The 17,284-nt window shown below is 70.6% G+C and carries 16 protein-coding genes; 5 read left to right on the top strand and 11 right to left on the bottom strand.

The window, feature by feature from the left end:
- The first annotated feature begins 73 nt into the window (after positions 1-73).
- Together ACWD3H_RS04425 and ACWD3H_RS04420 are read left to right on the top strand one after the other, a co-directional pair.
- Positions 74-763, top strand: coding sequence for an SDR family NAD(P)-dependent oxidoreductase (locus tag ACWD3H_RS04425; protein WP_451954000.1), 690 nt, complete (start codon positions 74-76; stop codon positions 761-763).
- 248 nt (positions 764-1,011) lie between these two features.
- Positions 1,012-2,928, top strand: a complete 1,917-nt coding sequence (locus ACWD3H_RS04420) for a S9 family peptidase (protein WP_451953999.1) — start codon at positions 1,012-1,014, stop codon at positions 2,926-2,928.
- A 130-nt stretch (positions 2,929-3,058) separates the two neighbouring features.
- Here the strand turns inward: ACWD3H_RS04420 and ACWD3H_RS04415 are convergent, their stop codons facing one another.
- Positions 3,059-3,214 carry a hypothetical protein gene (locus ACWD3H_RS04415; protein WP_451953998.1) on the bottom strand — a complete coding sequence of 52 codons (156 nt, stop codon included), beginning with the start codon at positions 3,212-3,214 and terminating at the stop codon, positions 3,059-3,061.
- On the opposite strand from ACWD3H_RS04415, the gene ACWD3H_RS04410 reads away from it, so the two are divergent.
- Positions 3,213-3,863, top strand: coding sequence for a DUF4232 domain-containing protein (locus ACWD3H_RS04410; RefSeq protein WP_451953997.1), 651 nt, complete (start codon positions 3,213-3,215; stop codon positions 3,861-3,863). The two genes, ACWD3H_RS04415 and ACWD3H_RS04410, sit on opposite strands and share 2 nt — an antisense overlap.
- 120 nt (positions 3,864-3,983) lie before the next feature.
- Here the strand turns inward: ACWD3H_RS04410 and ACWD3H_RS04405 are convergent, their stop codons facing one another.
- The 3 genes from ACWD3H_RS04405 to ACWD3H_RS04395 form a co-directional block, all read right to left on the bottom strand.
- Positions 3,984-5,414 (bottom strand): methyltransferase domain-containing protein, encoded by a 1,431-nt coding sequence (locus ACWD3H_RS04405; protein WP_451953996.1) that lies wholly within the window; start codon positions 5,412-5,414, stop codon positions 3,984-3,986.
- 302 nt (positions 5,415-5,716) lie between these two features.
- Positions 5,717-6,682 (bottom strand): serine hydrolase domain-containing protein, encoded by a 966-nt coding sequence (locus tag ACWD3H_RS04400; protein WP_451953995.1) that lies wholly within the window; start codon positions 6,680-6,682, stop codon positions 5,717-5,719.
- Positions 6,683-7,011: 329 nt separating this feature from the next.
- Entirely contained in the window at positions 7,012-7,641 is a 630-nt protein-coding gene (locus ACWD3H_RS04395) for a nitroreductase family protein (RefSeq protein WP_355562818.1), read from the bottom strand.
- Between the two features lie 170 nt (positions 7,642-7,811).
- Between ACWD3H_RS04395 and ACWD3H_RS04390 the strand changes: the two genes are divergently transcribed.
- Both ACWD3H_RS04390 and ACWD3H_RS04385 read left to right on the top strand, forming a co-directional pair.
- Entirely contained in the window at positions 7,812-8,285 is a 474-nt protein-coding gene (locus tag ACWD3H_RS04390; RefSeq protein ID WP_451953994.1) for an Lrp/AsnC family transcriptional regulator, read from the top strand.
- 168 nt (positions 8,286-8,453) lie between these two features.
- Entirely contained in the window at positions 8,454-9,428 is a 975-nt protein-coding gene (locus ACWD3H_RS04385; RefSeq protein WP_451953993.1) for an aldo/keto reductase, read from the top strand.
- Between the two features lie 322 nt (positions 9,429-9,750).
- Here the strand turns inward: ACWD3H_RS04385 and ACWD3H_RS04380 are convergent, their stop codons facing one another.
- The 7 genes from ACWD3H_RS04380 to lanL all read right to left on the bottom strand — a co-directional run bounded on the left by ACWD3H_RS04380 (position 9,751) and on the right by lanL (position 16,953).
- Entirely contained in the window at positions 9,751-10,794 is a 1,044-nt protein-coding gene (locus ACWD3H_RS04380; RefSeq protein ID WP_451953992.1) for a radical SAM protein, read from the bottom strand.
- Positions 10,795-10,915: 121 nt separating this feature from the next.
- Positions 10,916-11,125: a hypothetical protein gene (locus ACWD3H_RS04375; RefSeq protein ID WP_451954148.1), complete on the bottom strand. Its 210-nt coding sequence runs from the start codon at positions 11,123-11,125 to the stop codon at positions 10,916-10,918.
- 54 nt (positions 11,126-11,179) lie between these two features.
- Positions 11,180-11,617, bottom strand: a complete 438-nt coding sequence (locus tag ACWD3H_RS04370) for a hypothetical protein (RefSeq protein WP_451953991.1) — start codon at positions 11,615-11,617, stop codon at positions 11,180-11,182.
- A gap of 146 nt (positions 11,618-11,763) precedes the next feature.
- On the bottom strand, positions 11,764-11,892 hold the full coding sequence (locus tag ACWD3H_RS04365) for an ALQxL family class IV lanthipeptide (RefSeq protein ID WP_451953990.1): 129 nt from the start codon (positions 11,890-11,892) through the stop codon (positions 11,764-11,766).
- 57 nt (positions 11,893-11,949) lie between these two features.
- Positions 11,950-12,075 carry an ALQxL family class IV lanthipeptide gene (locus ACWD3H_RS04360; RefSeq protein ID WP_451953989.1) on the bottom strand — a complete coding sequence of 42 codons (126 nt, stop codon included), beginning with the start codon at positions 12,073-12,075 and terminating at the stop codon, positions 11,950-11,952.
- Positions 12,076-12,247: 172 nt separating this feature from the next.
- Entirely contained in the window at positions 12,248-14,020 is a 1,773-nt protein-coding gene (locus ACWD3H_RS04355; protein WP_451953988.1) for an alpha/beta hydrolase family protein, read from the bottom strand.
- A gap of 32 nt (positions 14,021-14,052) precedes the next feature.
- Positions 14,053-16,953 (bottom strand): class IV lanthionine synthetase LanL, encoded by a 2,901-nt coding sequence (gene lanL / locus ACWD3H_RS04350; protein ID WP_451953987.1) that lies wholly within the window; start codon positions 16,951-16,953, stop codon positions 14,053-14,055.
- Positions 16,954-17,284: the final 331 nt, after the last annotated feature.

Below are 17,284 nucleotides of genomic sequence, written 5' to 3'. Positions count from 1 at the left end.
CGATCCACAGCGATCCACAGGTCGCTTCCAAGAGGCCGCACCCAGACTGTGCGCACTGAACAAAGGAGAACCTGTGAAGATCGCACTGGTCACCGGGGCCGGGCGGGGCATCGGCCGGGAGATCGCCCGGCAGCTCGCCGAGCGCGGGATGATCGTGTTCGCCGGGGTCCGCGACGAGAGCCACGCTCCCGAGGGCACCCGTCCCGTACTGCTCGACGTCACCGACCCGGCGGCGGCCGCGAGCGCGGCCAAGATCGTCGGTGAGGGGTTCGGGCGGCTGGACGTACTGGTCAACAATGCCGCGACCTGCGGTGACTTCGGCGTGGCCCCGGCGGAGGTGACCACCGAGCACATGCGGGTCACCTACGAGGTGGGCGTCTTCGGGGTCGTCACCGTCACCCACGCGATGATCCCGCTGCTGCGGGCGTCCGGCGAGGCCAGGATCGTCAACATGACGACCCGGCTGGCCTCGGTCGGCCTCACCTCCGCCGGAGACGATCTCAACGTCGCGTGGCCGATGCTGGCCTACAACTCGGCCAAGAGCGCGCTCAACGCGCTCACCGTGCTCTACGCCAACGAGCTGCGCGGGTCCGGGATCCTGGTCAACGCCGTCGATCCCGGCCACTGCGCCACCGACCTGACCGGCCACACCGGAACCCGTACGGCGGCCGAGGGCGCGGCGGTGGCTGTACGGATGGCGACCCTCGGCGACGACGGCCCGACCGGCACGTTCAGCTCGCAGGAGGGCTCCATCCCCTGGTAGACGGACCCACCGATGGCGACAGCCGGGGAGAGCACCGGCCGGTGCTCTCCCCGGCTGTCGCCGGCCGGGTGAAACCGGGGTCTCCGGCAAAAGCGGCCCCCACCATCAATGACCGGCCGGTCCTTTCATTCAATGAGTCCTGACAAGAAATCCCCCTCCCCAAAGAACGGGGAACAGCGCAACGGCCAGCCAAAACGGGGCATTAAATACTCATATAAAAGATTAAAACGGTGATAGCGTCGTTAACCATGCGCCCAGAAGACCTCGCCCTGCTCAACGTACCCGGCAGCGTCACCCGCCACGGCGATCTCCTTCTCGTCGACGTGGCCCGGCCCGATCTGGAGGCCGACGCCTACTCCGGGAGCCTGTGGCGGGTGCCGCAGGACGGCCCGCCCGTCCGGTTCACCTTCGGTGACCGCGACAGCGCACCGCGCATCTCCCCCGACGGCGCCTGGGTCGCCTTCCTGCGCGCCGGCGATGGCAGCCCGCAGTTGCACGTGATGCCCACCGGCGGCGGTGAGGGCCAGCCGGTCACCGACCTGCCGCTGGGCGCGGGCGTCCCGGTCTGGGCACCGGACTCGCGCCGGATCGCGTTCGTCGCCCGGGTCGCCGAACCGGGCCGGTACGGCACCGAGGAGGGCGTGGGCGCCGAGGCCGAGGCGCCGCGCCGGATCACCGGGTTCCGCTACCGGACCGAGGGAATCGGCTTCACCCTCGACCGGCGGCAGAGCCTGTTCGTGGTCAACGCCCTCGCGGACATCCCGGTGCCGGTACGGCTGACCGAGGGACCCTACGACGTCGACTCCCCCTGCTGGACACCGGACGGCGAGCACGTGCTGGTCTCGGCCCCCCGCGACCTCGACGGCGAGAGCCTGCACACGGACGTGTACGCCGTCCCGGCCGGCGGGGGTGCCCCGATCCTCGCGGTGCGCAGCGACGGCTCCGCCGAACATCCCGTCGCCCTGCCCGACGGGGAGGTGCTCTACCTCGGCACGGAGTTCTCCGGACTCGACGCGGTGGCCCACAACGCCGGCCTCTACCGCGCGCCACTGCGGATCACCGGCGAGACAGCGGCCAGGACAGTGGCCGGGACGGCGGCCGGGACCCGGCTGACCGAGGAGGAGTCGGTGGACTGCGAGCCACTGCCTCCCGTACCGCTGCGGGACGGCGTCCTGGTCGCGGTACGGGTGCGCGGCGCGGTCGAACTGCGGCTGGTCCCCTCCGGCGCCCTCGACGCGCCACTGGAGAAACTCGTCCCGGTCCTGGGCGAGCGGGCGAGCGTCAAATCCTTCACCTCCTACGGCGAGCAGGTGGTCGCGGTGGTGTCCACCCCCGCGAGCCCCGGCGAGGTGGTCACCCCTGACGGGCCGCTGACGGACTTCTCCGGCACCCTCGCCGGGATCGGCCCGCTGCTGGAGATCACCGCCGTCTCCGCCGACGGCTACCCGGTCCACGGCTGGCTGGCCCTGCCCGAGGGCGAAGGCCCGCATCCCGTCCTGCTGAACGTGCACGGCGGCCCGTTCCACCAGCACGGGTGGGCCTTCCTGGACGAGACCCAGGTCTACAGGGGCGCCGGGTACGCGGTGGTCCTGCCGAACCCGCGCGGCTCCTCCGGATACGGACAGGCGCACGGCCGGTCGGTGATCGGCGCGCTGGGCACCGTGGACGCCGACGACGTGCTGGCCCTGCTCGACGCCGCGCTGGAGCGACCCGAGTGCGACGCCGGACGGGTGGGTGTGATGGGCGGCTCCTACGGCGGTTTCATGACGAGCTGGCTGGCCGCCCGGCACGGGGACCGGTTCCGGGCTGCCTGGAGCGAGCGCGCGGTCAACGCCTGGGACTCCTTCACCGGCTCCTCCGACATCGGCTGGTACTTCGCCGAGGCCTACTGCGGACCCGACGTCGAGACGCAGCGCGCGATGAGCCCGCTCTCCCACGCCGACCGGATCACGCTGCCGTTCGCCGTGGTCCACTCCGAGGAGGACCTCCGCTGCCCGGTCGAGCAGGCACAGCGGATGTTCGTCGCGCTGCGCCGCAACGGCACCCCCGCCGAGTTCCTGCTCTTCCCCGGCGAGGGACACGAGCTCAGCCGCGGCGGGCGCCCGAAGCACCGCCTGCAGCGCTTCGAGGCGGTGCTGGAGTGGTGGTCTCGCCACCTGTCCTGACCGGACCTGCTCCCCGGCGATGAGACGCCGGGGATTTCCGCCGCGCCGTTTCCACGGCCCCCGGAGGGGCGCCGCGTAGCGGAGCCGAGCGGCACCCGTCCGCCTCGCCCCCGGCAGGCCCACAACCGGGTCAGGCCAGGCAGGTCAGGGGCCGGCCCCCGTTGTAGTCGATCATCTCCAGCATCGCGGTGACCAGATCGATCGGCTCGCCGGGGGCGAGGCCGTCCAGCTCGGCGTAGGCCCGGTACGGCAACAAAGCGGGCGCGGTGCGCGTCCAACGGACCATGAAACATTCCATCGGCGCCGGACTGCTCGCCGCCACCTCGGCGCTGGCCATGCTGGCGGCCGCGACCGCGTGCGCCCCGCCCGCCTCCCGTCCCCGGGGCGCCGCCCCGGCTGCCGGCAGCGCTCCCGCGAGCTTCTCCCCCGCACGAGGCGCCACCCCCGCCTCTCCAAGCTCCGCCCCCGCGCGCCCCGCCGTCGCCGTCCAGGCCGCGGGCCTGCGGGTGGCGGACAGCGGCACCGCCGCCGGGCGCTGCCGCACCGAGGCGCTCGCGGCGCGCGTCGGCAGGGTGGACGCCGGAGCGGGACAGCGTTACGCGCCGCTGGTGTTCACCAACACCTCCACCGGGACCTGCTGGGTGTACGGCTTCGTCGGCCTGATCATGATCGACGGCAGCGGCGACGCGATGCGTACCAGGACGCGCAGGGAGAGCGTCCAGCCCCGGCGGATCACCCTGCGCCCCGGAGCGAGCGCGCACGCCAGGCTGCACTGGAGCGAGGTGCCCGGCGGGAGCCGGTCGTGCCCGGCGTCCGCACGGCTGATGATCATCCCGCCGGACGAGGTGGCGCACCTGGAGATACCGTTCAAGGCGGCCGCCTGCGACGACGGCCGCCTGGACGTGACCCCGATGGCCTCCGGGGCGCGCCTTTAGCTCCTCGAACCGGGTCCGGGCCTGTTTCCCGGACCCCGCCTCGCTCTGGCCGCCTCGCTCCGGCCGCCGCGCCCCCGGCCGGAGCGGACCGGCGGCGTGCCGGAGCGGTCGGCGATACGCCTAGGGACGTCTCCGGTAGACCTGGGTTTCGATGTCCACCCCGATCTCACATTCCACGCCGAAGTAGTGGTCGCGCGCCTCCCGGAAGCTCTCCTCGATACCGTGCTGCGACTGTACGAAGGAGAGCAGGCTCCACGCCTCCTCCCTGCCGAGCCGGATCTCGTCGGGACCGAACCCCGGCTCGGCGTCCACCACGTAGCCGAGCGTGGTGGAGAAACGCCGGACGGGCTGGAAGCCGAACTCCGCGGCACGCTCAGGGAGATCGTTGAGGATCGTACGGTCGGCGGCGTAGTCACGGTCGTAGGTCTCGAGCATGCGGCGGACCACATCGGGGCCGCGGAAGGCCGCGTCGTTGACGTCGACCACGTACAGCAGCCCGCCGGGCCGCAGCACCCGGCGCATTTCGAGCAGGGCCAGGTCCGGACTGCGCAGGTGGACGAAGAGGAAGCTCGCCGTGACCACGTCGTGCGACGCGTCCGCCTCACCGGTGGCGTACGCGGTGCCCTGACGGAACGTGAGGCCGGGGAAGTTCGAGCGGGCCCTGGCGAGCAACTGGGGAGCCGGTTCGACTCCCCGCACGTCGTACCCGGCGAACGGGCCCTCCTCGGTGACCGCGGCCAGGTAGTCTCCGGGCCCACTGCCGACGTCGAGCAGCGACGCGGGCGCGGGCGGGAAGGGCGTCGAGGCCAGGCGTGGCCGCTGCTCGGCGAGTACCAACCGGCCCTGTGCGCTCAGCCGCGGCACCTCCTCCTGCAGGGACAGCAGGTCCAGGTAGAAGTTCTCCGCGCCGAGGCGCTCCACCGCCAGCAGGTCACCGCGGCCCTCGTCGGCGAGAAACCGGACCAGCGAGGGAATCGCCAGCCGCTCGTCACCGGACGGCGACTCCCGGGTCAGCTCCCGATGCCTGAGGTAGAACCCCTCCAGGGCCTCTCCGCCCTCCACGGTCATCACCGTGACCGCGTCGTCGCCCGAGCCGACCTCACCGCGCACCACGAAGTCCCGCTTCGCGTACCGATCGAGGAGGTGGTCATACTGGCTCGGCCGGACGATGAGGAAGAACCGGGACGGGCGGAGCGACTCGCAGAGCTGCCGCACCATCGAGTTGGCGATCCGCGTGCTGATCAGGCGGCCCCGGTGGGTCTGGAGCGCCACCCGCTTGCCGATCTCGACGGTCGGCCCGTCCAGGTCGGTCAACTCCAGGGCGGCCAGCCCCGGCGCTCCGGGGCGGTAGACGTACGCGGAGATGGCGGCCACGATCTTCCCCCCGGACAGGGCGCACAGGTGAAGACCCTCCGGGTCGCCGTCGTGGTGCACCCTCTCCTCGGTCCACCCCAGCTCGGACATGAACACCCGCCGCCGGAGATCAAGGATCTCCTCGGCGGCCTCTTCCCATTTCAGCCAGCGGACCTCGATGTCACTTCCGTTGTGCATGCTCAAAGACCTCTCAGGGGATGCGTCCGAACCGCTCATCCAAGGTGGAGGTGTCCGGCGGCGGGCCGACGGGGTTCCGGGGACCCCGAGATCGTGACCGCCGGTGAGGACGTCGCCACATCACGAAAAGAACCAGAAGGGTAGGGGCGGACGGTTCACCGCCGGGCATGGCCAGGACCACGCCGGGGGCGGTTCACGTCTGCCGGGCAGGCCGTCAGCCGCAATATAGGACGGCGGACTTGTGACTTTCTTGGTGCTCGGCCGGACGACACGGCACCCCCCGCAGGAGCGGTGAGCGCGCCTCAGTTCACGATCCCCGGCAGGATCACCTCGTCGAGCACGACCGAGGCGGTCGGCTGATCGGGCCTGTCGTACTGGCCTGCGGTGACGGCGACCACGAGGTCCAGCGCGGGCGCCACGTAGATCCGCTGACCGCCGTTGCCGAACCCGCCCGTCCAGGTGTCCCCCACGTACCACTGGTAGCCGTAGTGGAACCCCTCGTCGATCCGTACCCGCGGACGCAGGGCCTCCGCCAGACAGGACTCGGGCACGATGCCGGCGCCCCGGTCGAGCACGAGCCGCCCGATCGCGAGGAGACCACGAGGGGTCAGTCGCAGCCCCGAGGCCGCCAGAGCCACCCCGTCCTCACCGGCCGACCACTCGGAACGCTCGATCTGCAGCGGCTCGAAGAGCCTGGCACGCGCGTACTCCTTCAGTGCCACTCCGGTGCCCTTCTCAATGAGCCGCGCCAGCAGCGCCGAGGCGCCCCCGCAGTAGGACCATCGGACGCCGGGCTCTTCCACGATCGGCTGTCTCAGGATGTAGTGGAAGCGGTCGGGGGCCGACTCCATCGCGATCTCGCTGTTGGCCGTACTGGTGTAGGGGACGTTCTCGTTCCACTCCAGACCGAGCGTCATGGTGAGCGCGTGCTCGACGGTCAGCGCGGCGCGCCGGGGGTCCGCCGCGAGGTCCGGATACTCGGGGAAGTTCCGTAGCAGCGGCTCGTGCGGCTTCGGCACCCGGCCGTCGGCCAGGGCGATGCCGTACAGGAGGCCGACGACACTCTTGGTGACCGAGCGGATGTCGTGGAGCGTGTCGGGGGTGAAGCGCACGTGGCCGAGGGGCTCGTTCAACCTGAAGTCCTCACCTTCGCCGTAGTGCTCGATGACCACCTGGCCGTGGTGGACGGCGACGACGGCGTGGAGGTCGGGCACTCGGTTCCGCTCGATGGCCCGGGCGAGGCGGTCGGCGATCATATGGCTGCTCATGATCTCGTTCTAGCCCTATCTCCGACCTTTGGGGTATCCGGCACAACCGGCGGCTCGCTGCAATTCCCGCGGAAACAGTCGCGACCACAGGCTTGTTGAGCCGCGACTTTACCTTGGAACCTCACCACCCCTGCGAGAGGTCGCAACGGGGTGCCGCTACTGCGGGCCTCTCACGGGTCCAGCCGAGATACCCGCAGAACCATCTTGAAGCCGCTTACCTGGGCGAAGGGCGAGCCTCCAGTACGGCCGAGCATCGTCCTTACTTCCGAATCAGCGCAGGTCGGAGACGGGTTCGTGGGATATTCGGCGCGCGCTCCGTGGGGCCCGTGTCAGACCATGGCCTCGGACAAGGGTTTGCGGGCCAGGTCGGGGACCTCGGCGTCGGCGGCGGCGTAGCCGATCGGGAACAGGATGTAGGGCCGCTCGTTGCCCGGCCGTCCGCAGATGCCGGTCAGGAACGCCATCGGGTTCGGAGTGTGGGTGAGCGTGGACAGGCCCATCGCGTGCAGGGCCGCGATGAAGAACCCGCAGGCGATGCCGACGCTCTCGTTGACGTAGTAGTGCTTGACCCTGGTGCCGTCGGGGCGTACGCCGTACTTCTCCGCGAAACAGACCACCAGCCACGGCACCGTTTCGAGGTAGCCCTTGTCGGAGCCGGTCTCCAGGCGGGCCAGGGCCGTACGCCACTCCGGGGTCAGCCGCCCGCCCTCGTAGTTCTGCCGCTCCTCGATCTCGGCCGCCTCCCTGATCCGCCTCCTGGTCTCCGGGTCACCGATCACGACGAACTTCCACGGCTGCTGATGGGCTCCCGAGGGTGCGGTGTTCGCCGTCCTGACGGCCAGCTCGACGCACTCGCGCGGCACCGGTTCGTCGCTGAAGAAGCGCACACTCCGGCGCAGGTCCATATGTTCGTAGAACTCCCGGCCCCGCGTCACCATCTCGGCCTCGGGATAACGCACGGGCCGGTACGGAATGAATGGATAAGAATGTTCCCGTGCCACGATCGCCTCCATGGTTGACATATATGCAGGCGTAGTCTGAATTACGGTTATAAGTAGGGCAACACAGTGACCGATTCACTGGCAGATTGTCAGTACCGGGCACGCCCCGCACTCCGGAGGTGGACAGATTGGCAGCTCGGAGGAACAGCCTGGACGAGCTCGACCGTAAGGTGCTCCATCTGATCAGGGAGCGCCCCCGGACCGGCCTGCTGGAGATCGCCCGCCTCCTCGGCGTCGCCCGGGGCACCGTCCAGGCCCGCCTGGACCGGATGATCGCCGACGGCGTGATCACCGACTTCGGCCCCAACCTGTCTCCGCACGCCCTCGGCTATCCGGTGCAGGCCTTCACCACCCTTGAGGTGGAGCAGGCCTCCCGCGCCGACATCTCCAGCGCCCTCACAGCGATCCCCGAAGTCCTCGAAGCGCACATCGTCACCGGCCCCGGCGACGTCTGGTGCCGCATCGCCGGACGCGACCACGAGCACATCCAGCAGGTCATCGACCAGACCCTGGCCATCCCCGGAGTGCGGCGGAGCGGCACGGTGATCACCCTGTCCACCGTGGTCCCCCACCGGGTCCAGCCACTGGCCGACGTCCGCTGAACGGAACACACCGGGCCCCGGCAGCGTGCGCGCCGTCGTACCGGCCCGTCCTGAGCGTGCCTTGAGAGTCGAGGCGGGGACCGCACCGCAGGACAGGCGGGGGCGGGAGCCGGTGAAGTCGGCGGTCGTATCGTGGGGCCCAGGGTTGTGAAGATCTGGAGGTTTGACATGGAGTACGTGCGCCTGGGGTCCACCGGTATGAAGGTGTCGAGGGTCTGCCTCGGCATGATGAGTTACGGCGATCCCGCCAAGTGGGGTGAGTGGGTGCTCGACGAGGCCGCCGCCGAGCCGATCGTGCGCCGGGCGGTCGAGGCGGGGATCACCTTCTTCGACACCGCCGACGTCTACTCGCTGGGCAGCAGCGAGGAGGTCACCGGCCGGCTGCTGAGCAGGCTCTTCACCGACCGGGACGACTATGTGCTGGCCACCAAGGTGTGCATGCCGATGGGCAAGGGTGTCAACGACCGCGGCCTGTCGCGCAAGCACATCCTCTCCTCGATCGACACCTCGCTGCGCCGGCTGGGCACCGACTACGTGGACCTCTACCAGATCCACCGCTGGGACCCGGAAACCCCGATCGAGGAGACCATGGAGGCCCTGCACGACGTGGTCCGCGCGGGCAAGGCCCGCTACATCGGCGCCTCCAGCATGTACGCCTGGCAGTTCGCCAAGGCCCAGCACGTCGCCGAGGTCCACGGCTGGACAAAGTTCGTCTCAATGCAGAATCACCACAATCTGCTCTACAGGGAAGAGGAGCGGGAGATGAATCCGCTCTGCCGCGACCAAGGGGTGGGCCTGATCCCGTGGAGCCCGCTGGCCCGGGGCCTGCTCGCCCGCGCCGGAGCCGCGGAGGCCACCACCCGCTCGGGCAGCGACGCACGCATCGAGGCCCTCTATGACGACGCCGACAACGACCGGCTGATCCTGGAGCGGGTCGCCCAGCTGGCCGGGGAGCGCGAGGTCCCTCCCGCCCAGGTGGCGCTCTCCTGGCTGCTCCACCAGCCCGGCCTGTCGGCGCCGATCGTGGGCGTGACCAAGAACAGGCACGTGGACGACGCGGTCGCCGCGGTCGACCTGCCCCTGAGCGAGAAGGAGCTCGCCTTCCTCGCCGAGCCGTACCGCCCTCGGACCATCAAGCACTGATATTTCCAGGCTCTGACCAACTCTCAGTGATCGAATTATGGAGTGTGCGGAGCGTGGCTGGTGCCTGGATCGACCCCAATTCGGGCGACGGAGGCTCAGACACGCGTCTCTCAACGAACAGCACGAGGTCGGACGGCGTCGCGAGTTCCCCATCGCTCGCCTGACACCTCACCACACGTCCGCGTCACCGGAAACCATCTCATGTATGAGAACAGCGCTCCTCACCTGCGCCGTCCTCCCCTCCCTCTCCGTTCGGCGGTAGACGACCGGAGAGGGAGGGGAGCAGGACCGGCACCGGGACCACCCCTCCCGGCCCCCGGATTCAGAGGCTCACCGGCACGGGATGGGCGGGACGGCGGTCGATGCGCCGCCGGTCCGCGTCGGTTCCGAAGTGGTAGTCGATGCGCCGGGTCGCCTCGGCCCAGTCCCTCATCGAACGCACCGGGGTCAGGGCGTCGACCACGAACGGGTCGCTCCACCGCGCGACGGCGCGTTCCCACAGCACGGTGGGGTCGTCCGTCAGGAGGCTGCCCACGGTTCCCTCGTAGATGGGCATCGCGCGCACCTGCCCGTCGGGCTCGATATGCATCAGGGGGAACGCCATCTGCGCCATGAGGTTCGGGTGCATCATGAGGATGAAGTTGTCGGAGGTCCTGATCTGCACGGACGCCGGTGCCGCGGCCAGCAGGCGCTGGTTGTGCTCCTCGCCGATCAGCGCGCGGAGCTGCTCGTTGTCGAGGAGCTCGTGCTCGCTGAACTCGGGCCGGCTCGCCAGCCCGGTCGGCACCGCGGCGGCGAAGTTGAGGAACCGCACCCGCGGGAAGCGGGGGAGGATCTCCGTGCAGAACTCCTCCGTCTGGTGAAGGTTGCCGCGCAGGACCGCGTAGTCGATCCCGAACTCCACCGGCTCGCCTCCGCGGGCCGTGCGCTCCGCGGAGGCCTCGTCGAGGATGGCCAGCGTGTTCATCGTGCGCTCGAACGAGCCGGCCCGCGAGCGAATCCGGTCGTGGACCTCGGGGGTGGCCCCGTCGATGCTCACGGTGATCCGGGAGAAGACCCCGAGGATGTCCTCGGCCATCCGGGGGGTGAACGTCCACCCGCTGGTGTAGAGGTTGACCTTGATCCCCGCCTGGGTGAAGCGCTCGGCGACCTCGTGGATCCTCTTGATCAGCAGTGGTTCGCCACCGGCGAACTCCATCGAGGACGGGCGCAGGGAGATGATCGCGTCGGCGACCCTGAGCATGTCGTCGTGGCTCAGCTGCCGGGCCGCTCGCCTGCCCGACTCCGAGTAGCAGTGCATGCACCGCAGCGGGCAGGCGTAGGTGACGTCCCAGATGACATCGGTGGGCGCGGCGAGATGGTTCATCGCGTGGTCCTTTCGGCGCCTGTCGGCACGGAGGTCGGTGAAGGGATGACGGTCGGGTCCCTGGACGGGTCGTGGCCGCGCCAGTGGCCGACCAGGTCGGCGTAGAGGGGGGATCGGGCCATTAGTGTGATCCGGTGAGGGCGACGGTGCCGTCCATCAGCAGGACGCGCCGGGCCCTGCGGGCGGAGCTGATGCGGTGCGCGATCACGATGAGCGTGCCCTCGCGGGTGGCGAACGCCGTCTCGGCGCGCAGCTCGGCGGCCGGGTCGAGATGGCAGGTGGCCTCGTCCAGGATGACGACACGCGCGGGGGACGCGTGGACGCGGGCCAGCGCGACGAGTTGCCGCTCCCCGGCCGACAGGGCGGAGGGGGCATCGATCGAAGCTCAGGCGCCGCACACGCAGGAGATGGCCGACCGGCTCGGCGCCGGAGGCGGGCGGGAGATCGGCCGCGGCGGGCGAAGGGCCGACGGTGGCCGTGGGCGCCGGGGGTGGGGGGCGATGGTCTCGGCGAGCCTGCGCAGGGTGACGGCCAGGGTCACGCCCCAGCCGCCGACGATGCCGACGAGCGAGCGCAGGGCCGGATCGAGACCGGTGACCAGGTAGGTCACCGCCCCGACGACCCCACCCGCGCTCAGGTGACCGTTCTGGATCAGGGGACGCGCGGTGATCAGCAGGCCGATCAACGGCAGGTGCGCGGCGAGAACGGTCACGACGGCTATCGTCAGCGGCGCCCACGCACCGCGCGCCGTGGAACGGAGAAGCCGGTCGGCGTGTTCGCCCGCCAACCGCTCCCGCGGCGCTCCGGGTGCACGGCCTGGCATCTCTCACCTCTCAGAACGGGCGCCGCCCGTCGATATCGGCCTGGATCATCCGCTCCCACGTTGGTGGGCGCGGATGATCTCACCGGACTACCGTGCCAGTCCTACCGATCACGCCTACCGACTACGGCCGGTGAGCGGCAGATCGCCTACCAGTAGTCGGTGATAATGCAGGTGACCCCGTCATCGCAGGTGACGGTGCAGGTGACGGTGCACGGGTACAGCTGCGCCTCCTTCACGGCGGGAAGCATGTCCAGGGCGTCGATGTCGAGTTCCATGCGATTTCCTTTCAGATGGTTGATCGTCGTCAGGGCCATGCGGCTTTGACGGCAGTCTTAGATCATGGTGTTGTTCTTGCAGGTGGTGCCCTTGCAGGTGTAGGTACAGGTGATCTCGCAGGGGTACAGCTGCGTCTCCTTCGCGGCGGGAAGCATGTCCAGGGCGTCGATGTCGAGTTCCATGCGATTTCCTTTCAGGTGGTTGATCGTCGTCGGGGCCACACGCCTTTGGTGGGTGCGGCCCCTGTCAGCCGGTTCCGGGCGCTCCTGCGGTCAGAATCGGGAGAGCCCGGAGTGTCGGCTGGATCTTGGTCCTCATCCGGCGCACAAACGCGGCGCCGGATGAGGAGAGGGGTCAGGCGCGGAGGAAGCCGATGAGGCGGTCGCGGACGACGTGCCCGCCGCTTTCCGACAGCGGGTCGTGGCCGGCGCCGGGGATCTCCAGGTAGGTGAGTTCCGCACCGTGGTGGTGACCAGTCTGGAGGAGCCGATCACACAATCGCCGGGAGTGGGCCACCGGGATGATCGGGTCGCGCTCGCCGTGGACGACGAGGAGCGGCAGCCGTATGCGGTCGGCCAGTCGCAACAGGTCGCGGGGGCCGAGCTCGTCGTGGGGTTCCTCGCGCCCGCCGAGCCGGTCGAGCATGGTTTGCACCGGGGGCGGCCCGTCCTCGTACAGTTCCCGTCCGGACAGGAAGGGCGCGACGACCGCGGCGCGGGCCCACAGGTCCGGCCGCGCGGCGGCGGCCAGTAGCGCCAGGTAGGCACCGTAGCTGGCGCCGTACAGCATCGGCCGGTCCATGCCGGGATGCCGCGCGGCGGCCAGGACATCTCCCAGGTGGACGATGTCGGCCAGGTCGGGTCCGCCCCAGGCTCCCTGAATGGCGTCCCGGTGGGCGGCGCCGTATCCGGTGCTGCCACGCTGGTTGGGCGCGACCACGGCGATGCCCGCCGCGGCCAGGTGCTGGAACATCGGCTCGAAGCCGAGATGCCAGGCGGCTTCGGGGCCGCCGTGCAGCGCGAGCACGACCCGCGGGCTGGTCACGGGGTCGCCGTAGACGATGGCCTCGACGCGTCCCGCCGGCCCGTCGTAGCCCTGGACGCGGGCGGGCGTCCAGGGCGCGGGAAGGCGTTCCGAAGCGAACAGGACACGTGCTGGAGACAGGTCGGAGACGGTGACGAGGCCGGACGGGCGGTCGGGTGCGCCGTAGACGAGATGCAGGCCGGCGGTGGTCCACTGGGCCGCCGGATACAGCTTCCCCGGCGGCAGGTCGATCTCGCCGGTCGTGTCCTCGACCAGGTCGTGGAGCAGCAGGTGGGAGCGGGCACCACGGGTGACGGACAGTGCCAGGCGCCGTCCGGCGAGGTCCAGGGCCAGCGGTGTCACGGTGCCCTCGATCGCGTTCAGCCGGTCGGGGAAGACGGTGGGTGAAGCGTCGTCACGGTGGCGGACGCCCAGCCGATAGGCGCCGCCGCGGCGGGCGGCGACGAGCAGTACCCCGGCGCGGGGTGCGGCCCGCAGCACGTGCTCGTCGTCGGCCGCTCCGACCAGGGGGACGAGCGCGCCACGCGACAGGTCCAGGACCCTCGTGCTCGCCCCGGCCTCCGCTGAGGGCACGGCGAGACGCGTACCGGCCTCGTCGAGCCAGATCCCGCCGTTGACCAGGCCCGGTAGCTCCGCGATCGGCTCGGGCGCCTCGGCCAGGCCGGACAGGCGCCACACCGTGGTGTGCCGGTCGGCGTCGATCACGAAGGCCACGGCGGCCGTCCCCTCGGACAAGCCGGCGATGAGCCCGATGCCCCGGCCGCGGACGACGGCCAGCTGGTGTTCCTCGGTCTCCTCGCCGTCCGGGGCGGGGACGGCGAGCAGGAGGTGGTGCGCGCCGTCCCCGTCGTCGAGGCGGCACAGCAGGACGTGGCCGTCGTCGGTGGGAATCGGCACGGTCATCGGGGTCAGCCCGTCGCGGGTGCGCAGCAGCCGGGGCCGTGGCGCGTCACCGGTCAGATCCCATATTTCCAGGGCATGGCGGTCACGCCCGTGGGCCGCCACACACGCGGCGTACCGCCCGTGTCCCGAGAAGCGGAAGTTGATCCGCAGACCGTCCCTGAGATGTTCCGTGCCAGTCACGGCGCCGGCCGGGTTCATTGTGCGGGGGGCCATCACGAGCCGCCGACGGGTGCGCGGTCACTGTCCCCGACCTCCGCCATCCAGGAGCGCGGCCCGCCGTGGCGCAACCTGTGCAGGAAGTCCAGCACGCCCGCCAGGCCGGTGTTCCAGCCCATGCTCACCTGGGTCCCGCTCTCATCCGCCACCACCAGCAGCCCGTCGCGGAGCATGGCGCGAGCACACAGGTAGCCGGCCAGTTCCCCGGCCTGCTCGCGGTAGGCCGGCTCGTCGAGCAGGTCGGCCATGTCCAGGAGGAACTGGCCGTCACCGGCCAGGCCGTGGCAGGCGGAGGTGCCCGAGTTCAGGAGGCTCGCGCGCACGGCGACCGCGGCGCCCTCGGCCGCCTCGCGGAAGCGCGTGTCGCCGGTGGCGGCGTACAGGCGGACCAGGAAGGTGCCCACGCCCGAGGACCCGCTGCACCAGTGCGGCATCATTGACGTGCCCTCGGGACCCCCCCTCCACCAGATGGCGTCGCCCCGCTGTTCGGCGAGGTCCAGCAGGGTCTCGCCCGCGGCCGTGGCCGTCTCCAGGCAGTCCTCACGCCCGAGCGCGATACCTGTGGCCAGCAGGAACGCCCCGATCCCGGCGACGCCATGGCCGAAGCCGTAGTGCAGGACGCCCGCCAACGTGGAGTCGAAGTCCGCCGGGATGGGCCACAGCACGGCTTCGGGTGTGCGCTGGGCGACCTTGAGCAGGGTGTCGGCGCACTCGCCGGCCCTGTCGCGGAAGCGAGTGTCGCCGGTCCGGTGCCAGAAGTGCAACAGGGCCAGTCCCGTCCCGGCCAGACCGTGGCACACATCCGGATTGGGCCAGTCGGTCGGCAGGCCCAGTGCCAGGTCGATGCCCTCGGCACGCAGCGGCTCGTCGCCGAGCGCGTGGCCGGCCTCGTACAGGCTCCAGGCGATGCCCGCCCGGCCGAAGTACAGCCCCGGCGAGGGCCGATGCTCACCGGACATGCGGCGTACGGTCCAGCCTGCGGCGTCCCGCAGTCCCGCGACAAGATCGGCGCGCGACGGCGCCGGCGGTTCCACCCTCCCCCCTCGGGCGGACGTCGCGGTCGCGGACTCCGCCGCTGAGGCCAGCAGGGTGAGCACTCCGGCGGAGCCGTACTGCACGGAGCACGGATCGACGGTCACGCCGAAACCCACGATGGGCCAAAGGTGACCGTGCGGCGCGGGGTTGGCGACCGCGGACGGCAACATCGTCCGCAGTGTGTAGGCGATCCCGTCCCACAGCAGGCGATCCCATTCGGCCACGCCCGGCCGCGGGCCGGCGGCGGGGAGGGGTGCGAGGTCGGGGGCGGGGGGCGATATGGGAGCGGCGGCCATCTCCTCCAGGAACGTCCGCACGCGCGGCAGATCCCAGCGCAGCGCGGGATCCTCCCTCATCAGTCCGAGGATCAGGGGGGTCATCGCGGTGGCCACGGCGTTACCGGCGGCGACCACGCTCCACAGCGTGCTCAGCCGGGACTCCCATGATCGCTCGGCGGGCTCGTCCTCCAGTAGCGCCGGCTGGCTTCCGGTCATCAGGAAGAAAAACGTCGCTCCCAGAGCGAACAGGTCGGCCTCCACCCCCAGCGCGGGCGCGTAGTAGGCGAACCGGGCCTGCTCGGGCGGGGCATAGCCGGGGGTGAAGACGCGGCCGGTCGGCGTGCCGGGCACGACGGCCATCTCCAGGTCGATGAGCAGGCAGTCGTCCTCGGGGGTGACGATGACGTTGTTCGGGGTCAGATCACGGAGCACGTACCCCTGATCGTGGACCGTGGAGACCAGGTCGACCAGCCGCCGCGCCAGGCTCACCACGGCCTCGCGCCACTGCGGCTCGGGCCGCAGGAGGCGCTGTTCGCCGGCCCATCCGCTGAGCGAACTCCCGGCGAGATGTTCCTGCGCCAGGAACAGGTTGCCGTTGGTCTCAAACAGCGCCAGCTTGCGTGCCGTGACGCCCAGGGGGCCGAAGATCTCCAGCATGCGCGCCTCGTGACGCAGCAGGTCTCGCCCGTCGCGCCCGTCGCGCATACTGTCGAGATGCGGGCGAGCCTGCTTGATCACCGCATCGCCGCCCTCGACCCGGTCCTCGGCAAGGAAAACCCCGCCCTTGGAGCCGTGCTTCAGTGCCTGGCGCACCGCGAACCGGTCGCCCAGCAGCACCGCCGCCGGCGCGGCGGTCCTGACCGGCGCCTTACCCGACTCGAAAGGACAGACCGCCCAGGAGGGCGGTGAGTACCAGCCGTTGCGCTCGTCGGTCACCCGCGTGCCGTCGGGCGCGGTCAGCCGCGATTCGTAGCCGCCGTCATTGCCGAGATAGCTGGGTGCGGAGAACACCCCGAAGCGGTAGTGGACCAGGCTGCCGGGCCGGTAGGCGCGGTCGGAGAGGATGGGAGGCCCGGGCAGGCCGAAGGTGGCCTGGTGCAGTTCCTCGGCGATCGCCACGGCGGCCTCGTCGTCGGGCGGGTAGACCGTGATGAACTTGCCCACCGCCCCGCGGCTCTGGTTGCGTGAGATGAGACCGTCCAGCTCGCCCAGCGTGGCGGCGAACTTGAACGCGCAGCGGCGGCGGGCCAGTACCTCCGTCACCGCCGCCAGCACCATCGGTGCCGACAGCGCCGTCGCCGACACGTGCAGCTTCCAGCCCTGGTCGCGTGAGGTCTCATCGACCGGGGCCAGGTACGTCCACGGCCTGCCACGGCGAAGCAGCCACCCGGGGGCGATCCGCTCCCCAGAAGAACCCTGCCGCTCCTCTCCGCCGGGCGCCGCGCATGCTTCCGTCGCGCCGCCCGTCCGGGCCGCGGCGCGCGCCAGGACGGCTCTGGCGACGTCCTCCAGAAGGTTCCCGGTGACGTTGTCCAGAACGTCGCGCTTCTCGCCGGGGCGCTCATCCTCACTCGTTGTCTGCACGGCCACGAACCCCTATCGCCCTCAGTTCAAAGCGGCCGAACCCGGTAGGGGCGTCATGCCTTTGAACCGCAACCTCGTCCTAATCTTGTCAGTGCAAAAATTAAGCTAAGGGGCCGCCTCAAATCTTGTCAACGACAAGTTGAGGTGGCGGCGGCGCTCCAACTGGCGGCGCGCACGGAAAGCGAGGTCAGCGGATGCGGGTGTCGGCCTTGATGGGTGGCGGATCTTCCTGGTGAGCTTGCGGATGCTCGCGTCCGGGGCGGAGGTCGCGGTCACGCCGAACCTGACGGCGGCGCCCCGGCGCGACCCCGCCCAGGCGCGGATTCGCACA

The sequence above is a fragment of the Streptosporangium sp. NPDC002607 genome (assembly GCF_053592655.1).
Note: the sequence above shows the minus strand (reverse complement) of the source record. Positions and strands in the feature narration are given on the sequence as shown.